The 23691-nt window shown below is 64.2% G+C and carries 22 protein-coding genes; all 22 read right to left on the bottom strand.

Features of this window, described 5'->3' with window-relative positions:
- Position 1 precedes the first annotated feature (1 nt).
- The 22 genes from BTO20_RS11600 to BTO20_RS41095 all read right to left on the bottom strand — a co-directional run bounded on the left by BTO20_RS11600 (position 2) and on the right by BTO20_RS41095 (position 23464).
- Positions 2 to 1315, bottom strand: coding sequence for a serine hydrolase domain-containing protein (locus BTO20_RS11600; protein ID WP_087075980.1), 1314 nt, complete (start codon positions 1313 to 1315; stop codon positions 2 to 4).
- Positions 1315 to 1728 carry a hypothetical protein gene (locus tag BTO20_RS11595; RefSeq protein WP_087075979.1) on the bottom strand — a complete coding sequence of 138 codons (414 nt, stop codon included), beginning with the start codon at positions 1726 to 1728 and terminating at the stop codon, positions 1315 to 1317. The genes BTO20_RS11600 and BTO20_RS11595 overlap by 1 nt, the downstream gene beginning before the upstream one ends.
- Before the next feature lie 7 nt (positions 1729 to 1735).
- A complete protein-coding gene (locus BTO20_RS11590) occupies positions 1736 to 4939 on the bottom strand; it encodes a hypothetical protein (protein ID WP_087075976.1) in 3204 nt (1067 codons plus the stop codon).
- Entirely contained in the window at positions 4936 to 5655 is a 720-nt protein-coding gene (locus BTO20_RS11585; RefSeq protein WP_198344347.1) for a hypothetical protein, read from the bottom strand. The genes BTO20_RS11590 and BTO20_RS11585 overlap by 4 nt, the downstream gene beginning before the upstream one ends.
- A 138-nt stretch (positions 5656 to 5793) precedes the next feature.
- Positions 5794 to 7518 (bottom strand): hypothetical protein, encoded by a 1725-nt coding sequence (locus BTO20_RS11580; protein ID WP_087075972.1) that lies wholly within the window; start codon positions 7516 to 7518, stop codon positions 5794 to 5796.
- Between the two features lie 25 nt (positions 7519 to 7543).
- Entirely contained in the window at positions 7544 to 9262 is a 1719-nt protein-coding gene (locus tag BTO20_RS11575) for a DUF7257 domain-containing protein (protein ID WP_087075970.1), read from the bottom strand.
- Positions 9262 to 13140, bottom strand: a complete 3879-nt coding sequence (locus BTO20_RS41100; RefSeq protein WP_087075968.1) for a transglycosylase family protein — start codon at positions 13138 to 13140, stop codon at positions 9262 to 9264. The genes BTO20_RS11575 and BTO20_RS41100 overlap by 1 nt, the downstream gene beginning before the upstream one ends.
- A 15-nt stretch (positions 13141 to 13155) precedes the next feature.
- Positions 13156 to 13569, bottom strand: a complete 414-nt coding sequence (locus BTO20_RS11565) for a hypothetical protein (RefSeq protein ID WP_232491113.1) — start codon at positions 13567 to 13569, stop codon at positions 13156 to 13158.
- A gap of 4 nt (positions 13570 to 13573) precedes the next feature.
- The gene (locus BTO20_RS11560) at positions 13574 to 14056 is read right to left on the bottom strand and encodes a hypothetical protein (protein WP_087075966.1); all 483 of its coding nucleotides are present in this window, start codon (positions 14054 to 14056) and stop codon (positions 13574 to 13576) included.
- Positions 14057 to 14150: 94 nt separating this feature from the next.
- Complete coding sequence (locus BTO20_RS11555; protein WP_198344346.1) at positions 14151 to 15218, bottom strand: hypothetical protein; 1068 nt, start codon at positions 15216 to 15218, stop codon at positions 14151 to 14153.
- A gap of 85 nt (positions 15219 to 15303) precedes the next feature.
- Positions 15304 to 15726: a hypothetical protein gene (locus tag BTO20_RS11550; protein ID WP_198344345.1), complete on the bottom strand. Its 423-nt coding sequence runs from the start codon at positions 15724 to 15726 to the stop codon at positions 15304 to 15306.
- The gene (locus tag BTO20_RS11545; protein ID WP_087075964.1) at positions 15723 to 16172 is read right to left on the bottom strand and encodes an HK97 gp10 family phage protein; all 450 of its coding nucleotides are present in this window, start codon (positions 16170 to 16172) and stop codon (positions 15723 to 15725) included. The genes BTO20_RS11550 and BTO20_RS11545 overlap by 4 nt, the downstream gene beginning before the upstream one ends.
- The gene (locus BTO20_RS11540; RefSeq protein ID WP_087075962.1) at positions 16172 to 16564 is read right to left on the bottom strand and encodes a hypothetical protein; all 393 of its coding nucleotides are present in this window, start codon (positions 16562 to 16564) and stop codon (positions 16172 to 16174) included. Before BTO20_RS11540 ends, BTO20_RS11545 begins: the two co-directional genes overlap by 1 nt.
- Positions 16561 to 17118 (bottom strand): hypothetical protein, encoded by a 558-nt coding sequence (locus BTO20_RS11535; protein WP_087075960.1) that lies wholly within the window; start codon positions 17116 to 17118, stop codon positions 16561 to 16563. Before BTO20_RS11535 ends, BTO20_RS11540 begins: the two co-directional genes overlap by 4 nt.
- Before the next feature lie 6 nt (positions 17119 to 17124).
- Complete coding sequence (locus BTO20_RS11530; protein ID WP_087075958.1) at positions 17125 to 17535, bottom strand: hypothetical protein; 411 nt, start codon at positions 17533 to 17535, stop codon at positions 17125 to 17127.
- Positions 17535 to 17807, bottom strand: a complete 273-nt coding sequence (locus BTO20_RS11525) for a hypothetical protein (protein WP_087075956.1) — start codon at positions 17805 to 17807, stop codon at positions 17535 to 17537. The genes BTO20_RS11530 and BTO20_RS11525 overlap by 1 nt, the downstream gene beginning before the upstream one ends.
- Before the next feature lie 64 nt (positions 17808 to 17871).
- The gene (locus tag BTO20_RS11520) at positions 17872 to 19314 is read right to left on the bottom strand and encodes a phage major capsid protein (protein WP_087075954.1); all 1443 of its coding nucleotides are present in this window, start codon (positions 19312 to 19314) and stop codon (positions 17872 to 17874) included.
- 2 nt (positions 19315 to 19316) lie between these two features.
- Positions 19317 to 20261 carry an HK97 family phage prohead protease gene (locus BTO20_RS11515; protein ID WP_087075952.1) on the bottom strand — a complete coding sequence of 315 codons (945 nt, stop codon included), beginning with the start codon at positions 20259 to 20261 and terminating at the stop codon, positions 19317 to 19319.
- Positions 20236 to 21705, bottom strand: coding sequence for a phage portal protein (locus BTO20_RS11510; RefSeq protein WP_087075950.1), 1470 nt, complete (start codon positions 21703 to 21705; stop codon positions 20236 to 20238). The genes BTO20_RS11515 and BTO20_RS11510 overlap by 26 nt, the downstream gene beginning before the upstream one ends.
- On the bottom strand, positions 21702 to 21893 hold the full coding sequence (locus BTO20_RS11505) for a hypothetical protein (protein ID WP_198344344.1): 192 nt from the start codon (positions 21891 to 21893) through the stop codon (positions 21702 to 21704). The genes BTO20_RS11510 and BTO20_RS11505 overlap by 4 nt, the downstream gene beginning before the upstream one ends.
- Positions 21894 to 21912: 19 nt before the next feature.
- Entirely contained in the window at positions 21913 to 22869 is a 957-nt protein-coding gene (locus BTO20_RS11500; RefSeq protein ID WP_232491112.1) for a hypothetical protein, read from the bottom strand.
- A gap of 469 nt (positions 22870 to 23338) precedes the next feature.
- Complete coding sequence (locus BTO20_RS41095; protein ID WP_269770343.1) at positions 23339 to 23464, bottom strand: hypothetical protein; 126 nt, start codon at positions 23462 to 23464, stop codon at positions 23339 to 23341.
- Between the last annotated feature and the right edge of the window lie 227 nt (positions 23465 to 23691).

Raw genomic sequence — 23691 nt, 5'->3', positions numbered from 1 at the left:
CCTACGGTGTGGGCTGCTTGTAGTTCGGCTGCGTGGTCATGCTGCCCGGATAGAGGTATTCGGCGACCCTGCGGAAAATCGTGGTGTAGGCGGCCAGCGGGACCGGACCATTGCCGGTCGTGGTCTGCATGTTCTCCAGGATCACCATGCACGCACCAGACACGCTGTCGAAACCGGTCTGACCGTCGTAGCCCAGCCAAGATCCGTTGTGCCCGAACCACGTTCCCGTCGACTCCAGCCCGAGCCCGTATCCGAACTGGACCGGAGTGCCCGCGGGGAACGGTGCCGGGTAGCCAAGGAAGTCGCTCGTGGGTGAGTCGGGGTCGGTCCAGTGCGCCCACGTCGCCGCGTCGAGGCGGGTGTGGTCGCGCATCGCCTGCGCCCACTTGATCAGGTCGCCAACCGTGGAGGTCAGAGCGCCCGCTGCGCCGAGAAAGTCGGGATTCCACTGCGCGGTGCCACCAGCCGGAGGCTTGACGACCGGCGAGCCCTTGCCGCTGGCGTTCACGTCCCATGTCGTCTCGATCAGGCCGAGCGGGGTGATCAACTCGTCCATCAGCAGATCGCGAATGTAGCTGCCCGTCACCGCTTTCAGGATCAGGCCCAGCAGAACGAAATTGCCGTTGTTGTACTGATAGGCCGACCCGGGTGTGAAAAGTGGCTTGCCGGAACGGATGTAGTTCACCGTCGTCTGCTCATTCCACGAGCCCGTGGGGGTGAGCATGAGGTAGAGCAGCACGGCGGGGCTGGCGTTGTAGTCCGCGATGCCCGACCGCATGGTGAGCATGTGCCGGATCGTGATGGACGACGAATTGGCAATGCCGATGCCGGGGAGGTACTGCTCGAGTGTGCCGTCCAGCGACAAACGTCCGGCCGCGATCGAACGCATCACCAGCGTGGACGTGAAACTCTTTGTGGTCGAGGCGATGCGGAAGTGGTCGTCGATCGTGACCGGACGCCCGCCCGACGCTTTGGTGTTGCCGTACGCCTGGAAGTAGTTGCCGCGCGGCCCGGTGATGGCCAGCACCACACCCGGGGGTTTCGACTCGGCCATCGACGCCGCCACGATCGCATCGACCGCGGCCTGATCCGCGGGTGACAGCTCGGAGCCGCGAGGATAGTCCAGCGTCACCAGCGTGCCCGGCGGCAAGGGCGACGACAGGTCCGACTCGATCCCCGCGTCGTTGACGTAGGTCGCCCTGATCCGGCCCGAGCAGTCGGTGACGGACGCCAGGCCATCGAGGGTGTACGTCGGGCCCGGCACCAGCGCGTCGTTTACCTTCGCGCCGTCGAAATAGACGTTGTACCCGGCCATTACAGAACGGCGATCTTCCCGGCGTCGTTCGGCCACGTGATCAGCTCGTCGGCACCCGACGGCGTGAACGGCAGACCGGTCATGCTGTCGATATAGAACAGCAGCGGCGAGGTGGCGGCGTTGCCGGTGTCCTTGTAGACGACGGCGGCGATGACCTGCGCGCCCGTGACCGCCGTGAACAGGGCGTCATCGGCATCGAGAACGCCAGCCGTGTACGACTTTCCAGTCAGGGCCGGGGACGTGCACACCCGGGCGAGTGACGGCACATCGGCCAGGAACTCGTGCGCCTGACTGAACGCGTAGGAAGCTGAGACGCCGACCGCCTTGATGGTGTCGCCCGCGCTGCCAATGCCCCAGGTGCATTGTCCGGCCGCGAATTTCTCGACGCCCTTGTCGTACCACTGATTTGCCATGCTGCTCCTAGCTGCTGAGTGGGATGTGGATTGCGGCCCACGCGGTCGGCGTCGACAGCGCGGCAGTCATCGTCGCCGCTGTCGTCTTGGTGCTGATCGCCTGCGACGTGCCCGACGTGGACAAGAGCGACCGGTTCGTGACGCCCGTGATCGCGGACAAGGTGCCACCACCACTACCGCCGCCGCCGGAGCCGATGATCTGCAGGCCGAACCCGGCCGGAAGCTCCTGAGTCACGGTGTCGCCGTTGCCGAACGCGATCGTCGGCTCACCAACGCTGCTCACGCCAGAGACCGCCACGACCTGCACCACCCACCACGCGATGCCTGAGCCGACCGCCTGCACCGACTGCGGTGAGCCAGTGCCCGTGCCCGCGCCTGCGAACCGGTACACCTTCGTCGACCCGTAGGTGGTGACGTTGTTGTGCGCCGAACCGGCGACCGGAGCGCTGTTGGTGACGCCATCGAGCTTCGCGCCGTTGATGTTCGACGTGCGATCCGTCGAGACCACGATAAACAGGTCCGCACCGGCCGGGGCCGTGAAATTGAACGCCGACGGGACGCCCGTACCGGTACCGCCTACGCCCTTGTCGACGTACGTCGGCATCGGAGGCGGCGCACCGATCGACGGCACGCCCACCGAACGTGTGCGCGGAACACCCGTGGCCGTGAGGATCTGCGTGCGCTTCGGGCTGCCCACCGAGCGAACCCGCGGCACGCCGGCCAGCGTCGAGCCCTGCGCCAGATTGATGGTGATGCTTGAGAATGTCGCCTCAGCAAGCGAGATGATCGGCGGCGGTGGGGGCACATTCGTCACTGGTGGCGGCGTAGAGCCGCCCACTGGATCACCCGGCAGGAACACCACCCAGCCACCCCCCTTGGCGCCGCGACCGCCGGCGGTGACCGTCGACCAGTTGCCACCGTTCGCGCCACCACCGGGCGCGATACCGTCACCGCTGTAGGCGTTCTGGTCGCCGCCGCCTGGGAACTCATATCCCTCATAGGCGAACGGCTCCGAGCCCGTGCCGCGGCCCACCGGCTTGCCGCTAGTCAGGACGAAGCGCACACCCTTGCCGCCCTTACCGCCCTCTGCGGTGACGCTGCGGCCCGGAATGGACATTGTGGTGCCCACGCCATCGCCCCCGTTCTGCGCGAGCGGGGACGCGCCTGCAGCACCACCCGGGCCAGGGTTGAGCGCAATGAGCGTCGTTCCCTCCCCAGGGAAGTCGACCCCGCGGTCCCACACCGCGACCGCGGCCAGGCCCGGCTCGCCACCCTGACCCGCGAACCCGACACTGCCGCCGAGATGCCCGCCACCGCCGTCGCCACGGGCCACCGCGATGACACGCGCACACCAGTTCGGGACGGCAATCTCCGTCGGCTCAGTGCCGAGGTACAGCCACATCGGCTCGTGCTGGGATGCTGTGTTGCCCGTCTCGATCGCCGTTTCAATCCACAGCACATCCGGCGACGACGTGGCTGCCGCCTTCGTGACTGTGGATCCGAGCGCGGGCGGCGACGACCACGAATGCTCAAAGCCGAACGACTTCACCTGCGCATACGGGTGATCCACGATCGCATCGGCGTACGACAAGCCCCAGATGTGGTGCGTCCCGCCGACGAACATCACCGAGTATTCCCAGTCCTCGCCCCGCTTCTGGGTTACGGCGTCGGCGGTCTCGATCTCGTAGAACACCCAGCCGCGGTCGGCCACGGTCGATCCCGGAGGCAGCAGTCCGGCGATGTTCGGCGACACATGCTTGACCGTGCGCAGGCCGGTCGTGGCGTCGATACCCAGCGCAATCACGTAGGCGCCGGTGATGCCGACGTTGCCGTAGCCGTACCAGGACACCACACCCATGGGCCTGTCTTTGCCGATCCGATGCGTCACACCCTTGGCAACACCCGGCGCGACCGGCACCCACGTGTTCGCGTTCGCCCATGGATAGTTCGAGTCGCCCGTGGCCATCATGCCCGACGACACCGGCTCAGCGTTGCGGACGCCGAGGATGCCCAACGCATCCTGGCCCATGCTGGCCGCGTTCTTCACCATGCCCGCAAGATTCAGCAGCTCGCCCAGCGATGCGTTGCCAGACCCCTTGTGCCCCAACGCCTTAGCCAGGATGTTCACGACCGCCTGAAGGTCATCGTCCAGCCCCGCCGCGCCCAGCACGCCCTTGATCACGTGCGCTGGGATGTTCACCAGCGTCTCGGCCAGGTCCTCCAGCGTGTCGCCCACGCCGCCGAACGCCCCCACGATCACGCCGATCAGCAGTTGCCAGCGACCCAACATGTCCTGCAACGCTTCCGGCAGATTGTCTACCGCAGACTGCGGAATCTTGCCCGTCTGTCGCCCCGACGCATCATCGAGAAAGAACGTGCCCGCTGTGGCGTCCGAGGTCAGGACATAACGCTTCTGATAACCGATCACACCGTCGGGGACCGCCCACACGCCCGACAACATGCGCCCCGGCCACGCCAGATCGGCAGCGGCCGGGGTGTACGCGTCGAGCTGCACCGGCGTACCAGCACCCGCCGCGGTGAACGGCACTACCTGCAACAGGATTGCCGCGCCAGTACCCGAATAGCCCTCGTGCGCAACAAAAACCGACTCCGTGATCGACTGGCCGGCGCCGACCGCGATGTAGTCATCCTGCGCCGACACGTCGCCGCGGGGCTCGCCGGAACGCAACACCTTCGTGCGCCCATCGGCCACCACCCGCGCGGCTCCGGTCCCGTCAGCCGTGCGCGATTTCGCGAGGTCGACAGTCCAATCCGGGTTGTCGGCGATAGACCCCTCGGCGAACGACGCCCACGGCGCGGCCTGCAGATTCGGCGTCTCGTTCGTGATCGCACCAGCCGGCACGCGAGTCAACAGGTGGATGATGCTGCCCACGATGTTCACCGCGGCAATGGGGGCGGTTTTGAGGACGGTCTCGACGATCTGGATGATGTCGCCGATAACGGGGATGCTCTCGGCGAAGTCCTTGAGCTGGTCGAACGCCGGAGACCCAGGGACAAGGACTCCGACGAGCGCGAGGACTACATCGCCGAGGAACTTCTCCAGTAGCTGGAGAACCAACCTCGTTAGGTCCGGGAGCGACGGCAGCGGCACACCCTGCTTGCTGTAGCCACCCCACGGAACATCCGGGAGATTGTGCAGGGACTCCAGATTCGGAGTCTGCCGCATCCAATCCGGAAGTGGATCGGTCACACGTACTCCACGTCAACCGAGAACCACGGCTCCGTCGTGGCATACGTCGCGGCACCAGACTTCTTCTCCGCCATCAGGTAGACGGTGGCCGCAGCGCCACCCGCCACGAAGTAGTCGGCGTTCGACACCGAGGTGCCCGCCGGCGGCCCAGAAACCACCACGGTGCGCTGCGTCTGAATCCCCGCAACGCCAGCCCCGTAGCCGATGATCGGGCCATCAGCGGCGCCCAGCCGTGCGACGATGTCCACCTTCAGGTCAGCGCTCGACCCGATTACCGTCGCGCCGGCATTGATGTGCAGGCGGAACGGATTCTTGTAGACGCCCGCCGAGATGCTGACCACGCCGAGCTGGAATGTCGCCGTCGTACCAGATGGCGCGTTACTCAGACTGCCGGGCCAGTGTGACCGAACGACCCTCTGCTGCACCAACTCGAACGCAGTCTTAGCGTCGTTGACCTGCAGAATGTCCTTCGCGTTCGGAGTCCCGTAATCGGTTGGGGTGAGAACCGTGTCCCCATCATCTCCGGGAGGTCCCTTGCGTTGCGACATCTGCAGCTTGACCACCTGAGACGTCGTGTCGCTACCGGGGACGGTTTCCACGAACTGCGCGAAATCCGGTGTCGGATCGTTCCATTCGAGCACCGTGCGATCAATGTCGGTGTCGACGATGGTGTGCTTTCCCGCATCGCCCTTTATCAGACCCGCGATACCCGTCACCCCGTCCAGGGGTTTGGCGAAGAAGATGTAGGCGCCCCGCTCCGGGTCTGACTCTTTCGGCACCAGGCAGGGAATCTCCCAGTATTCTTCCCCGTCAACGACTTTGGTCGGATATGGCTCATCAGGCACAGTGCTCTCCTACGTTCTCGGGGCGAGGGTTAGGACGTTGAAGCTTTCGAACAACCCAGATATGAATCGCTGATGTCTGGCGATCGGCGCTTCCTCTGCGCGGCCGTCGCCGATCTGCACCATCAGCTCGCGTTCCTTCGGCGAGTACCGCCACGGCGTGTCCTCGACGTAGTCGGTGTACATCTCCCAACCACCCCCCGGCACTGGGTAGATGAGTGACATGAGGCCGCCGCGGAAAATGTCGCGTCCCAACGCATACGGGCCGAACGGGGCGTTCTTCAGCACCGCCTGCGCCGACGTGTACCCCCGGGTATCAAACAGCGCCGTGAGGAATGAGAAGACAGCTTCGATGTTGTACGGCGGTGACTGGGTCGGGATGAACACCTCAATGTTCGGGTGCATCGGGCCCATCTCGGACCGCCGCGTGTAGTGCTGGATCAGCTGGAACGCGAACAGGGAATCCGACATGAAGCCGTCCAGAATGTTGGACGGCACCCCCGTGAAACCGATGACGATCATCAGGCTGTCGATTAGCCAGGACAGGGTTGCGTTGATGAAATCGTTAATAAACTTCGGCGAGTGACCGCCGATGGCTATTTGCCACGCCTTCGGTGTGTGGTCCGTGATCCTGCACGACACCAGGGGCGAATCCCCACCATGCTCGGGTGCCACAACGATCGCGTACGGCGGCGTCCAGTTCACCCCCAACACCGGCGACACGTACACACCCGGCATCGACTGGACCTGCTGAATGATCGGCTCGAAGATGCCGCCGAGCGAACCACCCAGGTCGACGGTGGTGCGGAAAATGGAATCCAGGATCGTGTGCGTCGGACCTTCGATCTGGGACCGGTCGGTGACCTTCACGACATAGGTGGGCTTGGTCAGGTTGGCCCACTTGTCGGGCTGCGGATCACCCTCACGCCACAGCGTGACGCTCACGTCGACGCCGTACGCCTTCGTCAGATCCTTGATCGTGGTGCCGCACGACTCCATCCGAACCGTCTTGGCCACCAACGGAGATCCATCACCGAGTGGATTGGTGCGCACCACATACATCGGCGTCTTGAGCATCTCCAGCAACGCCTGAGGATTCAGCCCGTCACGCTCGATCGCCTGCAGGATCGTCCCGAACCACGCCCGCACATCTGGATTCAGTGACAGCGCGTTGTTCAAGAACTCGTTGATGCCCGATTGGATACGGAACGCGCACTCGGAGATCATGTTTTCGATCACCGTCACCAGCGGGCCCACGAACACAGCGTGGGAGAACGGCTGCAGCTGGATCGGCAGGAACCATGACGGCCAGATCGTCAGGTAGTTCAGGATGTCCCAGATGCCAACGCAATTCGCGGTGCTGGTCCACGCTGCCTTCTCATAGGCCCAGTCGTGGGTGTCGATGTAGTACGGCAACCGAACACTGCCGGTCTCAACGAGGACACCGCGCAACGTTTTGCGGCACTGCTTCATCGGCCCGACGAGGTCGGAGCTGCCCTTGGTCTTGATGGTGGCCGCGCCCTTGTCGTTGCGCGGATCGGTGCCGGACGCCTCCATAAGGTCGGCGCCGAACTGGTCAATGTCGCGCCACAGTTCGTCGCACAGCGTGAACGTCCAGTCGATGTCCAGTTCGTCCTGCATGCGGGCGAGCGTCTCGGCGGCCTCGGCCTGCGCTGCGACGTCGCCGTGCAGCAGCCGGTCGTTCAGGCGCGCGAGGTCCGCGGTGGCCGCTGTCACGCGTCACCGCCCGATACCCACACCATCAGAGTGGGTATCTCCGCTGCGCGGTTCCCGACACGAGGATCTTCGAGTCGGCGTTGCCGTTGTCGATCGCGACCTTCACGTAATACGGCTCAGCCGGTTTACCCGAGGGCTTCGGCGGAATCGACGATTCCTTCGCCCACCGCCCCTTCAGCAGCGAGTACAGGTTTCCCTGCGGCGGCACGATCCCGAACGCGCTCTCAATCTGCTGCTTCAGCAACGGTGTGTTGTTCCCCAGCGACCAGGACAGGAAATCGTCAAGCGCCTTCTGCCACGAGTTGAGTTCCTGCGTCGTCGGCGGCACCGACGTCAGATCCTTGATCTTCGGGTTCTGCCGACTCGTGTCGATCCACACCACCTGATTCGGCAGCAGCGGACCGAACTCGATCATCTCCGACCTTCCAGGCCCCAACGCGAACTTGAATGTCCCCGGCCCGAAAACCGTGTACTTGTCAGCCATTGGTTGATCACCGATGTTGAGCCGCTTCACATATCCGGTCTGCGACACCGTCGAGTTGTCTCCGGCGGACAGCTTGGTGATCGGCGATGGGGTGGCCTGGGTGAGCATCGCGGCCCCAGCGAACATGCCGTTGCCGACACCGCGATGGTTCGCATCCACCAACGAGCCGGAACCGGATTCCTTGACCGACATGATCTCGGCACCGTTGCGCAGCGCCTTGAACATGCGCTCGTTGCCCTCATAGCCGCAGACCAGGCTGAACTCCTCACCCCGCAGCGGAGGGATGATCAGCGGCTGCTCACGCAGCACTCCGACCTCGACGTAGTTGATGTAGTACGACAGGCGAATCCAGCCGAGCCCGTAGTACAGGCGCACACCGTCACCGCCCCATGACCCGTCGGGCTTGCGGTTCATCCGCCCCCACAGGGTGTTCCGCGCCGACTCCGGCACCGAGAACTCACCGAACCCACCATGCTTCTGGCTGATGACCTGGTTGTTCGTGGTGGTTGAGAATCCCGGCCAGGGCCCGTTGACGACCTCGCGGGACTGCGTGCTCGTCGGGTGCGCCGGATCATCCACCCAAATCATCTGGGAGCCATCGGAGGTGCAGTAGCCACCACCGCTACCGGTGTAGCGCTGCGGCACTGTCCCGAGATTCTGCGTGCCGCGATAATCCACGGTGAACGAGTCGCTGACCGCGTCGTAGGTGAAGCGGAACGAGTCAGTGTGCGCGAAGGTCCGCCAGAATCCCGAGTCGGCGCGCAGCACCAATGTCAGTTCCTGCGTGACTGATTCGCCGATCTTGTACACCTCGGGTGGGCCCTTGAACCACCGCACATCCGACCACCACCGGGTACCTGTGCCGTGGTCGATGAACGACAGCTCACTGGTGCGTTTCTTGTCGATCGACGCGATCAGGTCCCGCACCACCTTGCGCAGATGCTGCGGGTCCCGGCCGCGGCAGACCACTTTGATCTCCACCTCGGTGGGGCCTTGGATGGCGTCGACGAACGTCACACCGTCCTCGGTGGCGCCCTTCTGGTCGACCATGTCCCAAGGCGCGATCAGACCCTTGAGGCCATCACGCTTGATCTGCACGCACTCGGGGGCGAGGAACCGGTCGGGCATCGCCTGCCCGCCAAGCATGGAGATCTTGATCGTCTCGTCGGGTGACCACAGTGTGACCAGTGGATAGCGGCCCTTGAGGTGGTAGTAGGCGGCGTGCGGGGTGAGTGGCCCCGACGGGTAGCTGATCGTCATCACCGCACCCCAGCCGGGGCGTTCGTAGCCTCCAGGTGGCGTGTCAGGTCAGCTCCGGCACGGTCCTCGGTGGCGCCCTGGTTGGTGTAGTTCAGCTCGATGTTGGTGTCACCCTTTCCACCTTGCTGCTGCCCCTGCTGCTGGGCGTTCGGATTCGGCGGGGCCTGCTGCCCGGCCACGTTCGGCAGCGCGGGCCGGGCGCCTGCGAAAACGGACGCGAGCTTGCCGAACCACGAGTTGCCGATATTCCCCAGCGGTGAACCGGATGGCAGGAAGGTCTCCATCAGTCCGGACACGCCGATACCGGCGAGCTGACCGGCGTAGCCGATGGCGCGGTTCGCGAGTTTCATGCCCATTTGGGCGGCCTGACCGGCACCTGGGGCGAGCAGATCCAGTCCCCCGGCGGCCATCATGGCCGCGTCCATCGGAGCGCCCGAAACGCCTTGGAATCCACCGCCGGGCTGCGACGGGAAGGCGACACCACCGATCGGACTGTTGAGGGCAAACGGTGCGGCATTCGGCATCCCCATACCCGGACCGCCGCCACCACCCCACCGAGTGGGCAGCGGCGCACCAGTGCCGTACGCGCCCGCCGTCGGCTGGAACCACTCCGGGTGCGCCGTCGACGTCGCCGGCCACGCGCTCGGGCCCTGCCCGGCCAGCACGTTGTTGCCTACCGCCATCTGCTGCTCAGGGGTCGCCTGCCACGCCTCCGGGGCGTACTGAGTGCCACCGAACGCTTTCCAAGTGTTCGGATCGAACTGCAGCCCACCAGAAAAGCCGTTGCCCGAGTTGATCGCCCATTCGCCGCCAGATTCAGCTTCGGCGATGTTGTTCCACTGCTCCGTGCTAAGTCCAGTCGACGGAGCCGCGCTCGATGGAGCGCCGCTCGACGAAGCGATGCCAGGTGCGGAACCCTGCGATCCGGGCCAGTTCGTGACGAATACCGGGGTCGCACCACCAGCCGCTGGCGCAGCGACAGCGGGCGCAGCGGCAGCAGATGCTCCCGGCACGGGCGCACCCGTCGGATTGATGTTGTCGCTACCTCCGGGCTTGTACCAAGCGTGAACATGATCTTGGTGGTCCTGCGTCGGATTGCCGGTATGCCCTGCGCTGTAGTCCTGGGGGGTCAGGCCGTGGCCGTAGCCGTACGTCTGGTTGTTGAAGATCGCGCCGTAGACGTTGGGGTCGGACAGCACCTGCTGGAGAACCTTCTGCCCTTCGGCGATGCTCGGCACCATGATGTCGAGGGCGCCGTTCTGGTGCTCCCCGTACTTGTCTGCGGCGTGGTCTCCGACCGTGAGGCCCTGGTTCTGCCAGAACGGCATCATCACCCGATGCGCGAACTCCCGCGCAGATTCACCAGGTTTGGCTGCGCCCACCGGACCAGCTCCTGGCAGCGCTGGCGTCCCCGCTGGGGCAGTCCCTGCTGGTGCGTATCCGTAGCCCGGCTGCTTGCTGTAGTCGACACCGGTGAACCGGTCACCGAACACGCCCCGGGCGCCCAGGATGCCCATCAGCCCGTAGCCACCCTGAGATGGGTTGGCCTGCTTGATCGCCTCCAACTGCCCCAACAGTGGTGCGGCAGCGAGGTTCGCGATGAACTTCGTCAGGTTCTCCGCGAGCCCCGGCAAGCCCTTCGAAATACCCAGATCGTTGTCGAGCGCGGCACCGATGTCCTCCATGCCCTTCGACGCCTGCTTGGCCGAGTTCTCCAGCTTCTTCCAGGTACCCTGCTGCGCCTCAGCCAGCTTCTGCTGCGCCGAGATGGCACCGCGCTCGGCCATGACCACCGCCTGCTTGGCAGCCGCCAATTCCTGCGCGGTCGTGGTGTTGTCCGCCTCCAACTCCAACACCCGGATGCGGGCCTGCTCCACACTGTTGCGCGCCGACATCACCGACGAATCCGCGTCAAAAACCCGCTGCGGATCCACCTGGTAGTAGCCATATCCCGGCTTCGCATACGGGTCATTGCCGGTGCCCCACATGATCTGGCCGTTCTGCACCTGCCCAACACCCGGAGCACCCAGTGCGCCAGCCGACCCAACAATGCCAGGGAATGCGCCCAACGGGATCGCATCGAGCGAGTACTGCGACGGATCGAACGACGGCTTCGCCTTCGCCGCATCAGGATCCAAAGGGATCGGCGTCGGCGTGCCCGCCACCGGAGCGCCCGGCACGAACGTGTGCGGCCTGCTCTTCAGGTCATCCAGCTGCCGCGGCGACAACCCAGCGGGGAACTGAATCTGAGGGAGCACCCCATCAGGCGGCGCGGAAATCCCCGGCCCCCAGAAACCAGCCGGCTTACCCGGGCGATCCGTGAACGCATCCTTGATCTGCCCCGGCAGATCCTTGATCACCGGCAGGCTCGTAAACCAATCAGCGATATCCGTCTTCAGGTCCGAAAAGTACTGCCCAACAGCCTTGGTCGCACCCTCCCACTGCGACTTGAAGTTGTCCGTCGCCGTCTTATTCGCACGATCCGAAGTGCCCTGCAGATCAGTGAACTCGCGCTTCGCCGGATCCAAGCTCAGTCGATTGATCGCGTCACCCATGTCCTCCCACTGGGTGCCGAACAACCGCTGCCAGATCAACGCCTTCTGCTGCTCATCATCGGTCTCACGCAGCTTGTCCAGGACAGCGGAGAAAGCCACCTTCGCCGAATCCCCACCGGCGGCGATCCGCTTCCCCATCTCCTGCGCATTGAACCCGAGCGCCTCGAAACCCTCCTTGGTGGACTTCGACCCGTCAACAGCGCGAATGCTGAACTCCTTCAGCGAATCCGCCACCTTGTCCGTATCCCGAGCGCCACCCTCGAGCCCCTGGTTGAGCAGGGTCATGAACTCGCTCGCATCCAGCCCAAGCTTGCGGAACTGGGTGGAGTACTCATTGAGGGTGTCCAGCCAGTCCTGCGACACGTTCAGGCCCCGCTGGAACCCGGACGTGATGATGTCCATCGCGCTGGCCGTGTCATGAGCGAACCCGGTCCGAATCAATGTGGTCGCCGAGCGCGCCAACTCCTGCGGCGACGCCTCACCGAGGCTGGTTTGCGACGCGCCCTGCAGCCGCTGCACCACGTCCTGGACCATTGCGTCCGACGAATCCGGAGAGATCAACCCCGCCTGTAACGCCGCCCGGGCGGCGGCGAGGTTGTCGGCCAACGATTCACCGAAGTTGTTCGCGAACGCGTGGCCAGCCGCAGACGCATACCGGGCCATCGACGCATCGTTGAGCCCCATCGCCGCCTGGAACTGATCCTGCAACTGAATGCGAGCCATACCCTCGGAGATGCCTTGAGCGAGTTCCTTACCCGCCACAACCCCCAGAGTTGCCACACCAGCAAGGGCCAGTCCGATCGGCCCGGCTGCGGCGCCCAACCGCAGCAGCATCGACGAGCCGGCGAAGCCCTCAACGAACCCGTTCGCTGCTTCCTGCCCGGTCTGTCCAACGCCTGACACCGCGTTGTGGAGCCCGCCGAGGAACCCTGAGCCGGCGTTCTTCGCGGCGTCCTCGTACTCTTTGTAGGCGTCCGTCGCATCGCGGACAGCACGGACTTCCGCACGCCGGGCTTTCTCCACCCGCTCGACCTGCGCGACGATCCGATCATTCGATGCGGCCTCGTTGCGCAGCTTCTGTAGCTTCTCCTCTTCGGTGCGCAACCGGCCCGCGGCGTCGCGCGCCTTGTCGTAGGCGTCAGAGGCTTTGTCGCCGATCTTCTTGACCGACTGGTCGACGTCCCGGGTGCCGTCGGCGAACGCGTTGGTGAATGACTGGCCGGCCTTCTTGCCCGCATCGGCGAACGTCTTCTCAGCCTTGTTCGCCGCGGCGGTGGCGGTGCGCTCATCGAGCTGCGGTTCAACGGGAATCGGGATGCCCAACGGTCACACCACCTTTCAGTCGTCGAACATGGTCAGCAGCTTGCCGAACTCTTCTTCGTGGAATTCCTCGGCCGCGGCAGCTTCTTCTTCACGCTCCCGGGCCTCCAGTGGGGAGATGAACACGGTGTACTCGTATTCGTGCTCAGTGCCCGCGTACTTGCTGGCCCGGTAGGCCGCCATCTCGTTGTGGTGCGCGGCGATCATCTTCTCCAAGATCGGCCAGTCGCCGTCGCGGCCGAACGGCGGAGCAGCGTTCGTCTTGAACTCAGACTTCTCATCGAGGCGGCGAATCAGGCTGAGTAACAGTCGACTCGACAGTGTCAGGCAGCCACGCTCGTCGCGTGTGCCTTGATGCCATTCGGCGATACGGATCCCGCGGAATCGGAGGTCCGCTTCGATCTCATCGGGGTAGCGGCACCACAGTGCCACTGCCTCAAGAACTTTTCGAGTCTTGCTTCATACGCTCCCGGAGCTGACGCTCCATCATCTGCCACGCCGTGTTCAACTGCCCGGGAACACCACCAGCCTTCAAGAACTTCGCGTAGACGGCAGGCAGGGTGCCGTCCTTCAAGTACGCGGCGCGGTCCTCCTCAGCGTCGGTACCCATCAGCGCGATGGCCAGCAGTTCCTCATCGTTGATGAGCTTGCCGCCGTGGCGGATCGGGAACTTCTGCACCGGACGCATCTCGCCCGTGATCGGGTCCTTACGCTCATCGGTGTCGAGATCCTCAGCCATGAACCGCAGATGCTCCAGATACCGGTTCTTCATGGCCGGCGGCATCATGTTCGGGTTGGGCAGGGTCCACGTTTCCCCTTCGCCGAGGTCGTAGACTGCGCTGCCCATGAAGCCGAGGTAGTCGGTGGCTTGCGCGGCAGCGGCTTCGGGTTTGATCGGATGCTTGTCGTCGTCGGACACGAGAGGTTTCCTTTCGGGCTGATGGGCTGAGGCTGGGCTGAAATGGTGGGGGCTCACCGGCGGGCGTCAGCCCAACGCCCGCCGGTGAGGTCTATTACGGGACTGGGGTGATGGTCAGTGCGCCGCCAGTCAGGCCGGAGCCGTCGCCCGTAAGCGTCTTGTTCGCGTCGGGCACAGTGACCGTGAACGTCGGCGCGGTACCGGTGACAGTCCAGTCGGCGGCCACGTAACCGTCGTCCAGTGCGACCAGTGCGGACTTCACTGCCGAGCTGGTCGCGTTGTAGGCGATGGTCGCCGTGGTCAGGCCGCCGTAGGACAGGGTGAATGTGCCGGCCGAAGCAGCGCCCACTCCGACGTTGTACTGAGTCACCGGAGACCCGAGATCAGCCCACGCGTCACCACCGACCCAGGTGTGCCGGATGACCGGGATGTACTTCCCGTCGACCATGGCCATGAAGTAGCCCGACGGTTCCGGCTTGTACGTCAGCTCGGCCGCGGTGCCCTTCTTGCCCATCTTCCGTTCACCAACATTGGACAGGGTGGCGAAGTCGTAGCCCTCCACCTCGTAGACGTACTTGGCGCCGCGCTTGCGGATGCCGTACAGCAGGAACTGCCGGGGGATCTTCCCGGACTCCAGCGGCTGCGACCATCCCGCATCGGCGCCGCCGGGCAGCTCCACCAGAGAGTTTCCGTTGGCATCAGCCAGGGGAAGGTTGTTGCGCAGCCGCATGATCGCGGGCTGCAGGTTCTGCAGTGCCTGGAACGTGAACGGTTCATCCTGCTTGGTGATGTCCGATTCGAACGGCCAGTTCGACTGCTCGATCATCTGATCGTCGGTGTCGATAGACGGCTTTGTTGACGTCCCGTTGCCATCCCCGAACGCGCCGGCCAGGTACCAGCCCTCGTTCGGGTCGGTGTTGATCTGCCAGACACCGGCGACGCGCTTCTGCGCGAACAGATCCTTACGCAGCTTGTTGTCCAGCGCCAGCGGGTTGAACTTCACCGAGCCGTCCGGGTTGTGTGGAGAGATGTCAGTCGCCGCGCCGCGGGCATCGCGGAACGCGACACCAATCAGGCCGGTGCGGTGACCGCCCTGGAAGCGGTTGTCGGTATCGAGGTAGCCACCGGACGAAGGATCGGTGCCGGTTGCGGGTCGCGTCATCTGACGCTCCTTTCGGGAAGGGATATACCGGAAGGCAATCCGGCAAATGGGATTTGGGCTGAGTCGGCCTAGTGGCCGTGCACCGTCAGGAGACGGTGACGTATGAGAGGCCCAGCAGATAGCGGGCCGTGTACCGCACGATCAAGTCGTGCTCATAGGGCATCCGGAACGGGCGGATCAGGCACTCGCCAAAATCCAGACTGGCGGGGGTGCCGTCGGACAGGATGACGGTCGCACCCGTCCGGAACAGCAGGTTCATCCGCCGGTGTCCCTGCTTCGCAGCAGATTTCGCCGCAGTAGTGCCGTGCGCATAGAAGTCGAGCTGCACCACCGGATCAGCAGTCCCCGCCTCCGAGTCATCAGCACCATCGACACCGGTGACTTCGCAGAACGGCAACACATCATTGAGGTCACGCTCCACCGCGGTGCGCATCACCGCCTGCATCCAACAGACGGCGAAGTCTTCCTCGTCGGGCGAATCCTGTTCGTACAGCAGCGGATCGGTCACTCGTCACCGTCCAGGTCGACAACGCCACCCTTGAGTTGACCCCCGAAGTGCGAGGCAACCTTCTGGGCGATACCGAGGGCTTTCGTCGGGGTGTTCGGGCCCAACTCGCGGATCTCGCCATCGGCCACCTCAACCGGCCGTCTCCCCTTCTTAGACCGCTTCCCCTTCTTGCCCTTCGACTGCTTCTTATCCGCACCGGTGCCGAACTCGACGAAATGGGAATACCAAGCCTTCGGGCCGAACACACCCTTGCCGTTCTTGGCTTTCTTCATCACCGCCCACGACGCCGCATACTTCCCCGTCTCGACCGGCGAGATGCTCTTCGCGTACGGGATGGCCTCGTTGACCATGAACTCGTTGATCCCATTGTCAACCTCGGCGGATTCCCGAATGTGCTTGGCCAGCTCAGCATCCGAGATGCCGAACTTGTCGAACGGGTTGCCCATCAGCCGGCCTGCCGCTTGCAGAAGATCGTGACGTGATGCACCTCGGCGCCGTCGTACTTCGGCATGATCGGTCCGTCGATCTGGAAGGTGGCAGCCTTGCCGGCATCTGATTCCAGGTCCAGCAGTTCGGGATGATCCGAACCGTCGTAGACCAGTTCACCGTTCGCTTTCACCGCCAACGCTGCAGCCTCGGGTGGGGCGGTCAGCTTCCACACCTCGGTCGTCACATCGATCTGCGTGTCAGGGGTCTCTGACGACGACGCGGGCCGAAAATGGCAGCCGCCCAGGGGCGTGGCCGTGCGAACCGTGGGTTTGAGACCGCCCCACCCGGGTGAACCAGTCTGCGTCACCGCCACGAACGCCACAGTCTGCCCACCGAAGCTCTCACTCATGGCGCGGGCAGGATCCTGAACGTCGAGAACAACGCCTCCAGCCGGGAATCGGTGGAGATGATGCCCTGCGCCCATTGGTATTGGACGTCGTCGATCCGCTTCATGATCATGTCGCCGCCGCCCCGCTGGGTGTCGTCGCGGTCCATCAGATCCGCGAGGCGCAGCACCGCGCGCCGCCAGTCCGCCGCCTCGGCCTCGGTGAAACCGTGAGTCATCGTCGCCGTGATAGCACCGTCCCGATGCGTCCAGTTTCCGTACGGGTGCTTCTCGACAGTGCCCTTGCGGCGCGACACGTCGAGTTGGGTGACATCCAGTGCGACACCACATTCCGTCAGCGCGCTCAGCGCGATGAGGTTGAGTGTCGGCAGGGACAGCACCCGGCCACCGGGCCCATCCACAACAAGTTCGTCGTCGGTGCGCACCGGTGACACGTGCCAGCCGCACCACCGGCGTGCCGCCGACAACGCCGCGTCCAGGAGATCCTGTGTCGTGGCGTCGGCCGGCAGGCGACTCTTGGTGTACGCCGACAGGTTGGCGGCGGTCAGTTCGGCCACGATGCCTTACGAACGCGCGACCGGGTTGTTTCCGCCGGCGCCCAGAACTGCGGTGGCGACCAAGACACCGCCAGTCGTGGCACCGGTAGCGGTGACGACGAGTCGGACATACCGCTTGTTGGGGCGGACCCCGAATGACTTCACCGTGTCGTCATCCGTCGCGGCGAACGACGGCAGCGGGCCCAGCACGCGCCAGGAATCCACTGCGGCGAAGCCACTGCCCGACTGGTCAGACTCCTCCGCGGTGATGACGTAGGTGCCATCAGTAAGGGTTCCAGAGGTGACCACGAACAGAATGTCGCGGAAGTTGTTGCTGAACGCCCCGGTATCCACGACTGCACCATTGACAGTCCCGGTCTGCACGGTCCCCGAGTTGAGGGCCTTTACTGCCAGCGTGTTTGAGTACACGTTACGCATCAGTCGTCGCCTTTCGGCTCGTTGTTCTCCGGCTCCGCTTCTTGCTTCACCTCATGCTTCGGTGCAGCCTTCTTAGCCGGCGCCTTCTTCGCCGCACGGTGTTCGCCCGGTGCGGCCGTTGCAGTTTCAGTACGTGAGGCGACCGGCTCGTCCACCCGCGCGAAATGCGTGAGGTGGGTCTGCAGGATCGGATCACTGTCCGCCACAAGGCAACCGCCGGGATACACGTCCCCGGAGGCGGTGGCGAAGGGGTCTACACAGCGGTAACTCATGACTTCCTCCCGTCCACTGCTGTGCCGCACAACTCCAGTTGTGCGGCACAGCAGTGGTTTTCGACTAGGTGACGTTCAGCAGCCGGAACGCGGCGTCGTTGACAGAGTCGGCGCCGACGCGCATCCACGCATGCCACCCCGCCTGGCCGGTCGGGCGGCCATTCGCGCCGAAGGTGTGCGGGATGTACGACATCGTGACGCCGAGGCGGTCGGCGATGACGTAGTTCTGGAAGTCGCCGAACGCCAGCAGGTAGTTCTCCTGAGAGGCGTTGACCACACCATCCATGGCTTCCGACACATAGTCGGGGCGGCCCAGCAGTTCCGGCTTGCGCCCATCTGCCAGGAATCCCCAGAGTGCTGCGCCACCGTTGGTGTCGAAGCGCCGCATGGCGTTGTAGGTGCCGCGGTGGGCGAGCCATGAAGCGTTCGCCGCGTAGCGGGCCGGCAGAGCAGAATCCAGCGCGTACACGTCAGCCAAGGCGAACGTGTCGGTGGTTGCCGAGTTCACCACAACAGTCGGCGACGAGGCGACCAGGGCAGTCACAATGCCGGTCGGCTGGCCCGAACCGGAGCCAGTGGCGAACGCAATGCCTTCCTTCGCGTCCTTCTCGAACGCGATGAACTGGGCGATGTCGTTGGCCAGGCCCGGTGCATCCATGGCGATCTCATGAGACACCGGGACGTACACCTGGAACTTGTACACCGGGACGCTCGGCTGCCCCAGTGTGGGTGCATCGTCGGAAACCTCGACGGCTTCCCCGTCCCACGAACCGGTCACTCCAGCCGACGAGATGCCGTTCCACACATCGCCAGTGGCCGTGACCACCCGGGAGATCTGGCGGATTTGGTTGACCGAGCCGTTGGCGGTCAGGATGACCGTCGGATCGAGCTGGAACGGCACCAGGAATCCACCGGCGGTGTCGGTGAGCGACATCGCGCGGGTGATCTCACGCTGCTCCTCGGCGTTCAGGGCAGCCATCTGTCCGTTCGACCGGATCACCTTGGTGAACGCCTCGGAGTACAGCGGGGAGGTGGTGTTGAGCACCAGTTCGGTGGCCTTGCCATCGCGGCCGTCGCGCTCGACGAACTTCGTCGCGGCTTCGCGGACCTTGTCGGTGGCGAACGGCATCTGCTCGACAGCACTCAGCGCGCGGCCCCGCAACTCGGCTTCACGGTTGCCCGCGTAGCGCACCTCGGACAGATCCCAGGGGTTGCGGTACTTGCCGGCGATGAACTCGGGGCCGCTGCGCTTGGCGTCCACCACCTGAGCGCCGGTATCGGCAGTGTCTGCAGTTTCGACCTTCGTAGCCGAACGGATCTCCGACAGCGCCATGTCATGCTCCAGGTCCAGGCGGTGCGCGTGCACCTGCCGGAACTCGTCGAGCAGCGTCGGCACCGCAGCGTGATCCTCGGGCGTCTTGTCCTTCTTGGCCTTCAACCGCTCCAGTTCGTCCTGGATGTCCTTTTCGCGGTTGAGTGCCTGCTTATGGGTTAGTTCGACAGCCATCGTCAGATTCCTTTCAGTGGTGGCGTCGCGTCCCGCGTGTTCTTGACCTCGTTGAGGGCATCGGCGAACACCTGCTCCAGCGCGGCGGCGCGGGCTTCATCGACCTCATCGGTCGGCGGGGCTTCGGTTACGGGTTCCGACTCGTGCTCTCCGGCCTGTTCGGTGGATCGCGGCGTGTCGTCGTCCTGACCGGAGTGCTCAACGGCCACCACGGGGGCGGTGTCTTGCGGCTCGTCGTTGGACGAATCCCCTTCTTCAGGGGTGTCTACTGCGTCAGCACGCAGCAACATCTCTGCGAGCAGCCTGCGCTGCTCGGGCTCTTTCAAACGAGACCGGTACAGCACAACCGGCTCTTCGTCGGTGGATCGGACACTTGCGGTGGTGTCCGAGTATGCCGGCCACACCACGGGCCCAACCTCTGCGATCTTGACCTCTTTGAGGGTCCGCAGCAGCGGAAGACGCTCCGGCTCTTCGCCATACAGCAACCGGTTGAGTTCACTGTCGTCCTTGATGGCCTTGCCGGCGTTGTCTTGCCACTCGTCGCGCACTACGGAGAACCGGAAGCTCATTCCATCGATCGCGCCGGACGCGATGGCCTCACGAATCAGATCGATCACGATGTGCTGCCCGAGTCGCGCGGCGACGTACAAACCGCGGTCGTCCTCGTGGATGTCAGTGATGGTTCCGATCGGAACGCTGCCGATCAGTGGATGGTGTCCGTGGTCGAACTGGAACTTCGGGGTGCGTTCCCGCAGCGACTTCCGGAACGCGCCTGGTGCGATCTGCTCGTCGAAAACGCCCTCCCACGAGTCGATCCGAGTCGGCGAGTTGAACACCGCGCCGTACCCCTCGAATGAGAGCCCGTCGCCGTCAGCTTCGCCGTCGCGAGTCAGTGTGAATGGCACCGACCGGCATACGTCGTCACGCGGTGGAGTCTTCTGTGTCATCACTGGACTCCCTCCTGTTCTGTGTGTCAGATGGCGCGATAGCCAACGGGTTCGGCCGAAAACTCGGAACGTGGCGTGCTTGAACGCCCGACTGCGGTGCGCCGGATCCCAACTCCTGCAATTGCACTGAGTAGTAGCCACTGTGCTTCAGCAGTCGCAGATCATTGGCATTGACCGCCGCAATCACGGAATCCGGCTCATACCCCGCGGTGATATACGAATTCACAGTCTGCGCCGTAACGGCTGCGATGTCGGCGGCATCCTTCTCGTCCTCGCGCAGGAATGGAACGTCGGCGGCGTCGTACCACAACCGCACACCAGTTCCCGGTGGCGGAAGCACACGCTCCATCGATCCTGCGAGGTTCGCCCAGAGCGGGTGGGCAGTCCCGTCAGCCAGCCGACGCCGGGCCTGTGAGTAGTTCGAGTAAGTGGACGAATCCAAGCCTTTGGACAAGCCGACGATCACCGGCGGCACACCTGCAGCTGCCGCGATCCGGACCTCCCCGCCGGCGCGCACGTCACCGAAGTCAATGTCCTTGAGATTCGCGCCCACAACCGTGGCGTCGGCACCCGGGTAGAGATTGAGGTTCTTCCATGCATTGTCGACACCGCCGTGGGTGGAATCGAGTTCCTTCGCCCACTTCAAGATCGCGTCACGATCCGCAATCGGGTTGTGCTTGATGATCATGTTGGGCGTCGCACCATGTTCGAAAAACTTGCGCTGATGCTTCGTCATCGCCTGATCGGCCTGGATCTCACGCAGAATCGGTGTCACCCACGACATTCCCGTGAACACGGCCAGCGGATCGGGGATCGGCGCGAAATGCACGACCTCGTCGACGGTGAATGCCACGGCTTCGTTCGAATTGCCCGGGTGATAGCCACCCTCGGTGTAGAGGTATCCGACCTTGACCCAACCGACCTGCCCGCCACCGCGACCCGAATCAGCGGATCCCATGTGTCGAGGCTTCCCGATGACCTGCACCCAGTCCGGGCGTAGCCGCACCAGTTCATCGCCTTGCCGTACCCAGTACGAATTGCCCGCCAAGTCGGCGTCCTGGATCATGCGGGACAACAGGTCTTGCGTCGTGCCGCCGGGCCATGGACGCTCAACGAGCGCCAGGGTCTGATCACCGAACGTGTCCGACGGTGATCCATTCAGCAGGCGTTGCCATTGAAACCGGACTGACGAAAACACCAACTGCCGCACCAGCATGCACGCGAACACCACGCCATTGGCGGCGTACGCCTGCGATGCAATGCCGGCGAACGTATCCGCAGGGCGTTCCGTCGACGTGCCCGCAATCGTCTGCTGCAGGCCGATCCCGGTGTATCCGTAACCGCCCAATTGGAACTGGTTCAGCATCTGCGCGTACTCGTCGATCGAGATCACAGATGTCCGCGATGGCGACTTTCGCCCGGTCAGGCGGTCCAGCAGGTTCACGTGTCGTCACCCCGCACCAGCACGGCGGCGCAACTCACAGATGCCACGATCAACAGGACCCCACCGGCGATCAGGGCCCACCCGGATCCGGCGAGAACGGCGACGCCAGACACCACCAGACCGATAGCCACGACGACCACCGCGATGGTGGCGGCGAAAACTACCTGCAGTGCTGTCAACTGAGTCACTCCGAATCCTGTTGTCCTGTCATGTCCACAACGGCTCCCACACCTCAACGGCCGCGGGCTGCAAACCCCACCGGTAGAACGCACCTGACACCGCCACGAGTGGGGAGTCGTCGACCTTTGCGTCCTTGCGGTCCCAACGTTCCGACTCCCCCGACATGCGGGTGCGGGCGTTCTTCACGGCCTTGTCCAGTTGCACCTGCCCGAGATGGACGAGCCCACCGTTCTTCACGGCTTCCTGAAACGCCGCACAAGACGCAGCTTCTCCGCTTCCGTTGAGAGTTTCGAACTCGATGCCGGCCTGCACGAAGTCCGGCTGCAGAGCGTTCGCCTGGGCGCCCACCAGCACAACCTCCGCGACATTGCGCTCACCCTTGAGTTCGGCAACCTTCGTAGCCACGCCACCGATACCGGGCACTGACTGGCACATCACCAGCGTTCGCGCCTCGTCGCCGACCATCACTTCACCCGCCACCGCAATGCACGACCACGAACGGTCCTGCGCCACAGCCACCGCCATCACCACGCGGTCCGGCGGCTCCACTGAAGCATTCAGCAGAGACATCCACCGCGCGTAGTCGATGACATCCATACCCGACTTCGGCCAGATGCCGCGCGCCTCACGGTTCCACGACTCATCGTCCGGGATGTTCTCCCGCATCCGCTCCATCGCCTCCAGCGGCGTCCGATGCGGAAACGACGGGTTCATGATCCGGTACTGCGATACATCGTCTGGTTTCGAATCCGGATCCGCCGAAAACTCAAACCAGAAGATGTTCTTCGACTTCCCCGACAATGCCTGCTCACGCTTCGCCGTGAACGCCTCACCAGGGTCTGACGGCCTAGGCGGCGTGCCGAGAAAAAACAGAAGGCCGCCGTGCGGATTTCGCGCCTGGTTCGTCGCCGGCACCATGTCCTCCAACGCCTTCAGCGTCAGAATCTGGGCCTCGTCGAACACTTCCGAGTCGAGTTCGTCCAAGCCACGGCCGAAGCCCTGCTCGCGCGCACCGAACATCATGATCGACCCATTGGCGAACCGGATCTCCTGCTCACCGTTGGTGGTCCGGATCCCATTCGGCGCCAGGAACGGCGCAATCTGCTTGCGCCTCACCAACCCCTGAACGGACCGAAACGTGTTCGTCGTCGTCCGGTTATGGTGCGATGTCCACGCACATTTCCATTCCGGAAACTCCAGGCACAATCCGAGTTCAAGCCGGCTGACGAAATACGTCTTGCCAACCTGCCGCGGAATCGAGCCGCACGCGCCGCCGATCGACGCCGCGAACTTCCCATCCTCCCGGCAGCCCAACGCCACCGTGCCTGCCCCCTGCTGCCACGGATCGAAGAACACGCCAACATCGTTCAGGCGCTTCTGGACCCGCGGGAACACCGACGTGACGATCCCCTCGGGGATGACCAACTCGCGGGCCGCCTCCGACAGTTTCGGGCTAGACGACGGAGGCGTCGTAGGTGTCATCTACCGCGTCACTGATCAGCGGATGGTCCGGAGCCACTTCCCGCAATGCCACTTCCAACTCACGAACACGCAGCTGCGAATCTTCGCGGGCATCCATTGCGTCGATCGCATTCGCAATGTCCTGCAAGCGCTTCGTCAATGACGCCAACTCGCGAGCCGGACACGTAGGGTCAGCCACTGTAACCGCGATCCGGTCCCGCATCGCCACCAGCAACTCCCGTGGAGTCCCATTCTTCGCTGCCTCGGCAACATCCTTCGGCGGCTTCGGTGGTGCGGTCTCGCCCTCTCCTACCGCACGCAGCGATTTTGTCCGAGTCACAACCG

It is taken from the genome of Mycobacterium dioxanotrophicus, from assembly GCF_002157835.1.
In the GTDB taxonomy this organism is placed as follows: Bacteria; Actinomycetota; Actinomycetes; order Mycobacteriales; family Mycobacteriaceae; genus Mycobacterium; species Mycobacterium dioxanotrophicus.
Note: the sequence above shows the minus strand (reverse complement) of the source record. Positions and strands in the feature narration are given on the sequence as shown.

Coding starts and splice junctions, on each gene's coding strand:
- BTO20_RS11515 (WP_087075952.1), bottom strand. CDS start 20,261: ATGACACAGAAGACTCCACCGCGTGACGACGTATGCCGGTCGGTGCCA.
- BTO20_RS11600 (WP_087075980.1), bottom strand. CDS start 1,315: ATGGCCGGGTACAACGTCTATTTCGACGGCGCGAAGGTAAACGACGCG.
- BTO20_RS11540 (WP_087075962.1), bottom strand. CDS start 16,564: ATGAGTGAGAGCTTCGGTGGGCAGACTGTGGCGTTCGTGGCGGTGACG.
- BTO20_RS11520 (WP_087075954.1), bottom strand. CDS start 19,314: ATGGCTGTCGAACTAACCCATAAGCAGGCACTCAACCGCGAAAAGGAC.
- BTO20_RS11545 (WP_087075964.1), bottom strand. CDS start 16,172: ATGGGCAACCCGTTCGACAAGTTCGGCATCTCGGATGCTGAGCTGGCC.
- BTO20_RS11595 (WP_087075979.1), bottom strand. CDS start 1,728: ATGGCAAATCAGTGGTACGACAAGGGCGTCGAGAAATTCGCGGCCGGA.
- BTO20_RS11525 (WP_087075956.1), bottom strand. CDS start 17,807: ATGAGTTACCGCTGTGTAGACCCCTTCGCCACCGCCTCCGGGGACGTG.
- BTO20_RS11555 (WP_198344346.1), bottom strand. CDS start 15,218: ATGACGCGACCCGCAACCGGCACCGATCCTTCGTCCGGTGGCTACCTC.
- BTO20_RS41095 (WP_269770343.1), bottom strand. CDS start 23,464: ATGGATGCCCGCGAAGATTCGCAGCTGCGTGTTCGTGAGTTGGAAGTG.
- BTO20_RS11575 (WP_087075970.1), bottom strand. CDS start 9,262: ATGACGATCAGCTACCCGTCGGGGCCACTCACCCCGCACGCCGCCTAC.
- BTO20_RS11530 (WP_087075958.1), bottom strand. CDS start 17,535: ATGCGTAACGTGTACTCAAACACGCTGGCAGTAAAGGCCCTCAACTCG.